The organism is Conyzicola sp., from assembly GCF_046714715.1.
GTDB lineage: Bacteria > Actinomycetota > Actinomycetes > Actinomycetales > Microbacteriaceae > Conyzicola.
Map to the genome: position 1 here is coordinate 1 of NZ_JBKKAD010000040.1, position 6,317 is coordinate 6,317.

General features: G+C 64.9%; 6 protein-coding genes and 1 pseudogene. 3 read left to right on the top strand and 4 right to left on the bottom strand.

The annotated features are described in order from the left end of the window. The coding region (gene phoU / locus ACLQ6X_RS03470) for a phosphate signaling complex protein PhoU (RefSeq protein ID WP_411698777.1) at positions 1-532 on the top strand (532 nt) is incomplete at its 5' end. A gap of 64 nt (positions 533-596) precedes the next feature. Here the strand turns inward: phoU and ACLQ6X_RS03475 are convergent. From ACLQ6X_RS03475 to ACLQ6X_RS03485, 3 genes and pseudogenes are all read right to left on the bottom strand, one after another. Continuing rightward, positions 597-743 (bottom strand): annotated as a pseudogene (locus tag ACLQ6X_RS03475) (phosphoglyceromutase); the annotation flags it as partial. A gap of 2 nt (positions 744-745) precedes the next feature. Beyond that, positions 746-3,016, bottom strand: a complete 2,271-nt coding sequence (locus tag ACLQ6X_RS03480) for an NACHT domain-containing protein (protein WP_411698778.1) — start codon at positions 3,014-3,016, stop codon at positions 746-748. 157 nt (positions 3,017-3,173) lie between these two features. Beyond that, positions 3,174-3,917 (bottom strand): phosphoglyceromutase, encoded by a 744-nt coding sequence (locus ACLQ6X_RS03485; RefSeq protein ID WP_411698779.1) that lies wholly within the window; start codon positions 3,915-3,917, stop codon positions 3,174-3,176. Between the two features lie 36 nt (positions 3,918-3,953). Here ACLQ6X_RS03485 and ACLQ6X_RS03490 point away from each other — a divergent pair, with 36 nt between their 5' ends. After that, positions 3,954-4,745, top strand: coding sequence for a class I SAM-dependent methyltransferase (locus tag ACLQ6X_RS03490; RefSeq protein WP_411698780.1), 792 nt, complete (start codon positions 3,954-3,956; stop codon positions 4,743-4,745). Further along, positions 4,745-5,224, top strand: coding sequence for a GNAT family N-acetyltransferase (locus tag ACLQ6X_RS03495; protein ID WP_411698781.1), 480 nt, complete (start codon positions 4,745-4,747; stop codon positions 5,222-5,224). The genes ACLQ6X_RS03490 and ACLQ6X_RS03495 overlap by 1 nt, the downstream gene beginning before the upstream one ends. Before the next feature lie 124 nt (positions 5,225-5,348). Here ACLQ6X_RS03495 and ACLQ6X_RS03500 read toward each other — a convergent pair. Next, positions 5,349-6,317 (bottom strand): FUSC family protein (locus ACLQ6X_RS03500; RefSeq protein ID WP_411698782.1); only part of this gene is annotated, 969 nt, incomplete at its 5' end.

A 6,317-nucleotide genomic window follows, 5' to 3' on the forward strand; every position in this document is an offset into this window, starting at 1 on the left:
CGCCGAGCTCGTCATCGCCGAAGACGACAAGATCGACCGCGCCGCCCTCGCCCTCGACGAACTCGCCATCAACATCCTGGCCCGGCAGCAGCCGGTGGCCCGCGACCTGCGCATCGTTGTGAGCGCACTGCGCATCTCGGCGTCGCTCGAGCGTATGGGCGACATGTCGGAGCACATCGCGCAGCTCGCGCGTTACCGCTTCCCCGACAAGGTCGTGCCGAAGAGCCTCCGCGGTACCTTCAGCGAACTCGGCGCGCTCGACGTCGCCATCGCGAACAAGCTGGTCGAACTGCTCACGACCGAAGACACCCGTCTCGCCGAAGAAATCCGCAACGACGACGACAAGATCGACGCGTTGCACCTCAGCGTGTTCGACAAGGTGCTCGGCGAGACCTGGAAGGGCGCGGCCGTCGACACCGTCGACGCGACCCTCGCTTCGCGCTACCACGAGCGCTTCGCAGACCACGCGGTCTCGATCGCCAAGAAGGTGCAGTACCTCGCGACCGGCGACTGGCACGTGCCCTCGAACTAAGCAGCCGCAACGAAACAAACCCCGCGCCCTCTCTCGAGGGCGCGGGGTTTCGTCGTTTGTCGGGCTACTTCTTGCCCTGGTTCGCGACCGCGGCGGCACCGGCTGCGGCGGCCTCGGGGTCGAGGTAGTACGCGGGCTTGATCGGCACGAGGTCGTCGTCGAGCTCGTACACGAGCGGGATGCCGGTGGGCACGTTGAGCTCGGAGATGTCGGCTACTTTAGACGAAAATCCCCGGGTGATTCCAACGCGTGAAGGGCAGTGGATCGACGGGATTTCACAGGGAGATACAAAACGCTTTTGCCAACCGTGCCCTTCACGACCCAGCCCTGAGACACCATCGATGCGAGCACTGCAGGAACCAACGGTCGGAGGCTTAGATCTAGCCCGCGAGACAGAGCTCCTTCTTTTCTACCGGATCCGCTTTGTCCGTAGATCTTCTTCAGAACAGTCAGGGCGATCTTGTCGTGCACGCTCAACCCAAGGGACATGATGCCCGCAGTGGTATGAGAATTCGTGCTGTACTTCTCGATCTCCACCCCGGCAAATTGACCGCTCAACCACTGGGGCATTGCAGCGACCCCGTCCAGCAGCCCGATCATTCCGCCTTGAAAGTGTGGGCTGTCGGAGGCGACTTCGATAGCGGAAACGTCGACCCGCTGGAAAAGGCAGTTAACGAAGTTGATGGACTTCATCACCGGCTCGTCACCGCTAAGCACTAGATCGTCGAAAATTACTCCTTCAACCGTGTACGTGTCCCGTGATCGCTCGTCGACTCCGCCGAGCGCCGTCGCAACGCGAATCGCATCGACCAAGATCGAGTCGTACCGCCCGTCGCGCTGTCTGGTGTTCGCGACGGCCAGTACTGCCTTGCCGGTAATAAGGTCGTCTCCGAGCGCATCCGAAGCCGCCTCGACACCGAGATCGCTGGAAGCGCTGACCCATGAGGCAACGCTTTTCAAGGGATGTTCGGCATACGGATTTGATAGGTACTTGGCGAGGTCCTCGCCATATGCGACGTCGGCTAAATCGCTATCTACGAATACTCGTGTGTCCTCTGAACTACCGCTACCTTCGATGGCTAACCCCGGCAGGCGTAGGAGGAGCTGCATTCCCTCTTCATCAGGCTGGCGGTTGTTTACGTCAATAAACGCGGTCCGCATCAGATCCATGCCAACGGGTCCGGTTTCATTTCCGGTCGAACGGGCGAGCGTTGCCACTCGCGAAATGATCGACTTTATGACTTCAGGCCTGACCGCATTGAACATTCGTGACTCGCGTTGACAGATCGCGGAGAGAAGGCCTCGCCAAGCGCTCGCTCGATTGTCCCGCTGATCAGGATCGGACTCGAGTTCTCCCATAGCTGCCAGGTAGCCGATCAGAAGCGGACGGCCAGGAATCCATTCCGGAACGTTCCATTCGACTTGGGCTAGCTGAAGGTATTCCTTGACTTGCTCGTCGGTGAAGTCATTTAGCTTCTTGATGTCCGAACTGGAGTCGAAACCGAGCGCATCGCTCATCTCCGAGAGTGATGAAAAGTAGTGAGAACGCCCGCACACGATAATTCCCGTGTCCGCAGGAGTCTCAGCGATAAGTCGCCTCACCGGCGACATTGCATCCCATCGAACCGTTTTCAGGTCGGAGGCACCGCCGAGCCAGCGGACGGGGACTACTTCGTCGAACCCATCGAGGAGCAGAATGCACGCCCCGGCCCTCCAAGCGGAGATCAGGCTTCTTTCATTCTTGAAGCCAATTTCCTCCGCATGTCGGCGGAGTATTTCAGCGGGCGTCTTTAGGCCTGTGCAATCACGTAGGTTGATGTGTACCGGGAAGGGGGTTAGCTTCTTGCGCTTAAAGTGCTCCTTTCGGAGCGCACGGTACACCTCGCGGAGAGCATGGCTTTTTCCTACTCCAAAGTCGCCAACTACTAAGGCGCGCTGACCTTCCAGCAGCTCATCGACAAGATCGCTCAGCGACTGCTGTGAGCCTGTCTGAGTGGCCAAAGTAACGTCGACGCGGAAATCCGCGCCGGCGGCGGCGGGCGCGTAGGCAATGCTGCCAAACGGCGCATTGTCGCGGCACTGAATGTACTCCTCCGAATCGCAAATTCGTTGTTGAAGTGTCGAAATGCTGATGGCGTGCAAGCGGACGCCAAATTTGATCGCCGCACTCGCGACCGCTCCATTTTGCTCGGCGGTTGGCTCGTTAAGAGTTACGAACCATCCCGTTAGCGCCTTGTATGCATTCTCGCGTTCGTTCGCCAGATCGCGGAGCATCGATCCCAGCTTTTCCGCGTCTTTGACCGCTTTCTCTTTCGTGCGAAGGGTAGTGAACTCGTAGACATGAATGTGGTCCTCCGAGACAAAGAGGGCATCTCGTTCAGCACCTTTGTACATGACTGATCCCTGAAGACCGAGTGGATCATGAATCGAACGTGCGACCGCAAGTGCCCGAACTTCGAAATCAGGGCCAAGTTCTATGTCCATCTCGTGGTTCCGTCCCGTTGAATTACCGTGAGCATATCTCTATGCATCAGATACCAAGCGTCCGACGGATAAGACTCCCCTAGCCGGAAGCCCACGTGGACTCTGCCCACACACGACGAAGAACCCGCGTCCCGCAGAGCGAGGACGCGAACGCGACCTACTTTTTGCCCTGGTTCGCGACCGCGGCGGCTCCGGCCGCGGCGGCCTCGGGGTCGAGGTAGTACGCGGGCTTGATCGGAACGAGGTCGTCGTCGAGCTCGTACACGAGCGGGATGCCGGTGGGCACGTTCAGCTCGGAGATGTCGGCGTCGCTGATGTGGTCGAGGTGCTTGATGAGGGCGCGCAGCGAGTTGCCGTGCGCGGTGACCAGCACGGTCTTTCCCGCCTTGAGGTCGACGGTGATGTCGCTCTCCCAGTAGGGCAGCATGCGGTCGATCACCAGGGCGAGGCTCTCGGTGCGCGGGATGTCCCCGTCGATACCGATGTAGCGCTCGTCGTGCACCTGGCTGTATTCGGCGTCGTCGTCGAGCACGGGCGGCGGCACGTCGAAGCTGCGGCGCCACTCCATGAACTTCTCCTGGCCGAACTTCTCGAGCGTCTCCGCCTTGTCGAGGCCCTGAAGCGCTCCGTAGTGGCGCTCGTTGAGACGCCAGGTGCGCTTCACCGGGATCCACAGGCGGTCGGAGACCTCGAGCGCGAGGTTCGCGGTCTGGATGGCGCGGGTGAGCACGCTCGTGTACAGGATCTCGGGCTTCAGGCCGGACGCCGCGAGCAGCTCGCCCGCACGCTTGGCTTCGGCGACGCCCTGGTCGCTGAGTCGCACGTCGACCCATCCGGTGAAGAGGTTTTTCTGATTCCAGTCGGAGTTTCCATGGCGCAGCAGGATGAGCGTGTAAGTCATGGAGCTAGCCTATCCACCGCGCCGTAGGCTTTCCCCATGCCCATCGGATCCATCACGCGCGGCACGACGGGCACCAACCGCCTGCGCCGCGTCGACCGGTGGATCGCGACCCTCCCCGGCCTGCGTCGCACCGCGGACCCGCTCGTGGTCGATCTCGGCTACGGCGCATCCGCGACAACGAGCCTCGAACTGCACCAGCGCCTGTCGAAGGTGCGCCCCGACGTCGAGGTCGTCGGCATCGAGATCGACCCGGCCCGCGTGAAGCTCGCCTCGCTCAGCGCCAGGCCGGGCGTCAGTTTCCGCCTCGGCGGCTTCGAGGTGCCGCTGCCCGACGGCCGCCGGGCGGCCGTCATCCGTGCGCTCAACGTGCTGCGGCAGTACGACGAGTCGCTCGTGCTCGAGAACTGGCACCGCTGCGTCGACAGGCTGCAGCCGGGTGGCGTTCTCGTCGAGGGCACCTGCAACGAGGTGGGCCGCGTGGCGAGCTGGGTGGATGTCACGGCCGACGGCCCCCAGACCTTCACGATCTCCCTGCGCCTCGATGGTCTCGACCGACCGTCGATCGTGGCGGAGCGTCTGCCCAAGGTGTTGATCCACCGCAACGTCGAGGGCGAGAAGGTGCACGCCTTCCTCGCCGCGCTCGACAAGCACTGGCAGTACAACGCGCCGTTGTCGATCTACGCGCCGAGCCAGCGCTGGATCGCCACTGCCCAGGCACTGCGCGCCGACGGCTGGCCGGTGCTCGGCAACAAGTCGCGTTGGCGGCTCGGTGAGCTGACCGTGGACTGGCACGCGGTCGAGCCCCTCGGCTTCGCCTGGGGGCGCTGATGGACACCACGACCGCACGACTCGTGCTGCACCCGCTCGGGCTCGACGAGGCGCGCCGCATCCTCGCCCGCACGCCGGGGCCCGGCGACACGTGGGCGCACGACTATCCGTTCGCCGACGAGCTCGACGTGCTGCCGATGTTCATCGCCGCGTTCGTTGAGCACGGCGATCCCGCGCCGTTCGGGCTCTACGCGATCGCCCGGCGCAGCGACGGGCTGTTCGTCGGCGGCCTCGGGTTCTTCGGCCCGCCCGCCGACGGCGTGGCCGAGCTGGGGTTCGGGCTGGTGGAATCGGCCCGCGGCCACGGTTTCGCCGCGGAAGCGCTGGCCGCCGCCATCCGCATCGCGTTCGCGAACGGCGCGAGCTCGGTCATCGCCGACGCGCTAGTCGACAACCACGCGTCACACGCGACCATGCGCGGCGCCGGCATGGTCGAGACCCGCCGCGACGACGAGCTGGCCTACTTCGTCACGGCGTAGCCCCAGCCGGCCGCTTAGCCCGCAACCCCGCTCACCGGCGGGCGCTGTCGTATCGGCGCGCGGCTGCTGAGTGCATGACAGCGCCGCGCCGATAGAGCAGCGCCGGCGACGTCACCACGCCTGGTTAGACCGCGGGCAGCAGCGCCCGCGCCTCGTCGCCGCTGCGCCCCGACGCCACGAGCAGGTCCACCACGAGCGGCCGCGTCAGCAGCACGATGATCGTCTCGGTCACCGGCGCATCCGGCATGATCACCGCGGGGTCGAGCCGCGGGGCGATGCGCTCGAAGATGGCGGCGGCCTCCGTCGCCCTGGCCGGGTCGTCGATGCTCTCGCCGAGCACGACTATGCCGGCCGCCACCTCGCCGAGCAGCTCGGCCAGTTGCGGGCGGGGCGCGCCGTCGCGCAGCAGGAACGACACGCGCCGGTCCATCACCCGCAGGTGCCGGGCGGCCAGGTCGAGCCCCTGCAGCACGCGCGCCTGGTGCCGTAGCGCGGGCAGGTGCCGGCGCAGGAAGGGTGAGATGCGGGCGATCGACAGGGCGCTGTCGAGGGCCGCGTTCCAGTCGTCGAGCAGAGGTTGCGTGCGCCGCAGCCGCGTGACGGCGAGCGACGCGGCCGCCTCGTCGCCCGTGCGCAGGCCGTCGAGCAGCGACTCGAACGACTCGGCGAGCGTCGAGAGCAGCCGCCCGGCGTCGCGGCGGGCGAGAGCGCGCGGGTCGCGGGGCACCAGCGCCGTCACGAGCAGCGCGATGACGCCGCCCACGAGACCGTCGACGCTGCGGGTGAGCACTCCCCCGTCGGGGTCGGGCAGCAGCATCACCATCATCGACTGGATGCCGGCGGCCGCGGCGAAGGCGGCGCTCGGCGAGGCGAGCCGCGCGATCACAAAGGTGAGAAACAGGATGAGTGCGATCTGCCAGACGCCGCTGCCGAGCAGGGTGAACAGCACCTCGCTGAACAGGATGCCGACGAGGATGCCGACCACGGAGTCGAACACCCGCCTCGGCCGGGCGTCGCGGCCGAAGCCGAGGCTGGAGATCGCCACGGTGATCGACAGCAGCGGCACCGTGTGACCGAGCACGTAGTGCGAGAT

Excerpts from the sequence above, each read along its gene's own strand:
- ACLQ6X_RS03490 (WP_411698780.1), top strand. The coding sequence starts at position 3,954 with ATGCCCATCGGATCCATCACGCGCGGCACGACGGGCACCAACCGCCTG.
- ACLQ6X_RS03480 (WP_411698778.1), bottom strand. The coding sequence starts at position 3,016 with ATGGACATAGAACTTGGCCCTGATTTCGAAGTTCGGGCACTTGCGGTC.
- ACLQ6X_RS03485 (WP_411698779.1), bottom strand. The coding sequence starts at position 3,917 with ATGACTTACACGCTCATCCTGCTGCGCCATGGAAACTCCGACTGGAAT.
- ACLQ6X_RS03495 (WP_411698781.1), top strand. The coding sequence starts at position 4,745 with ATGGACACCACGACCGCACGACTCGTGCTGCACCCGCTCGGGCTCGAC.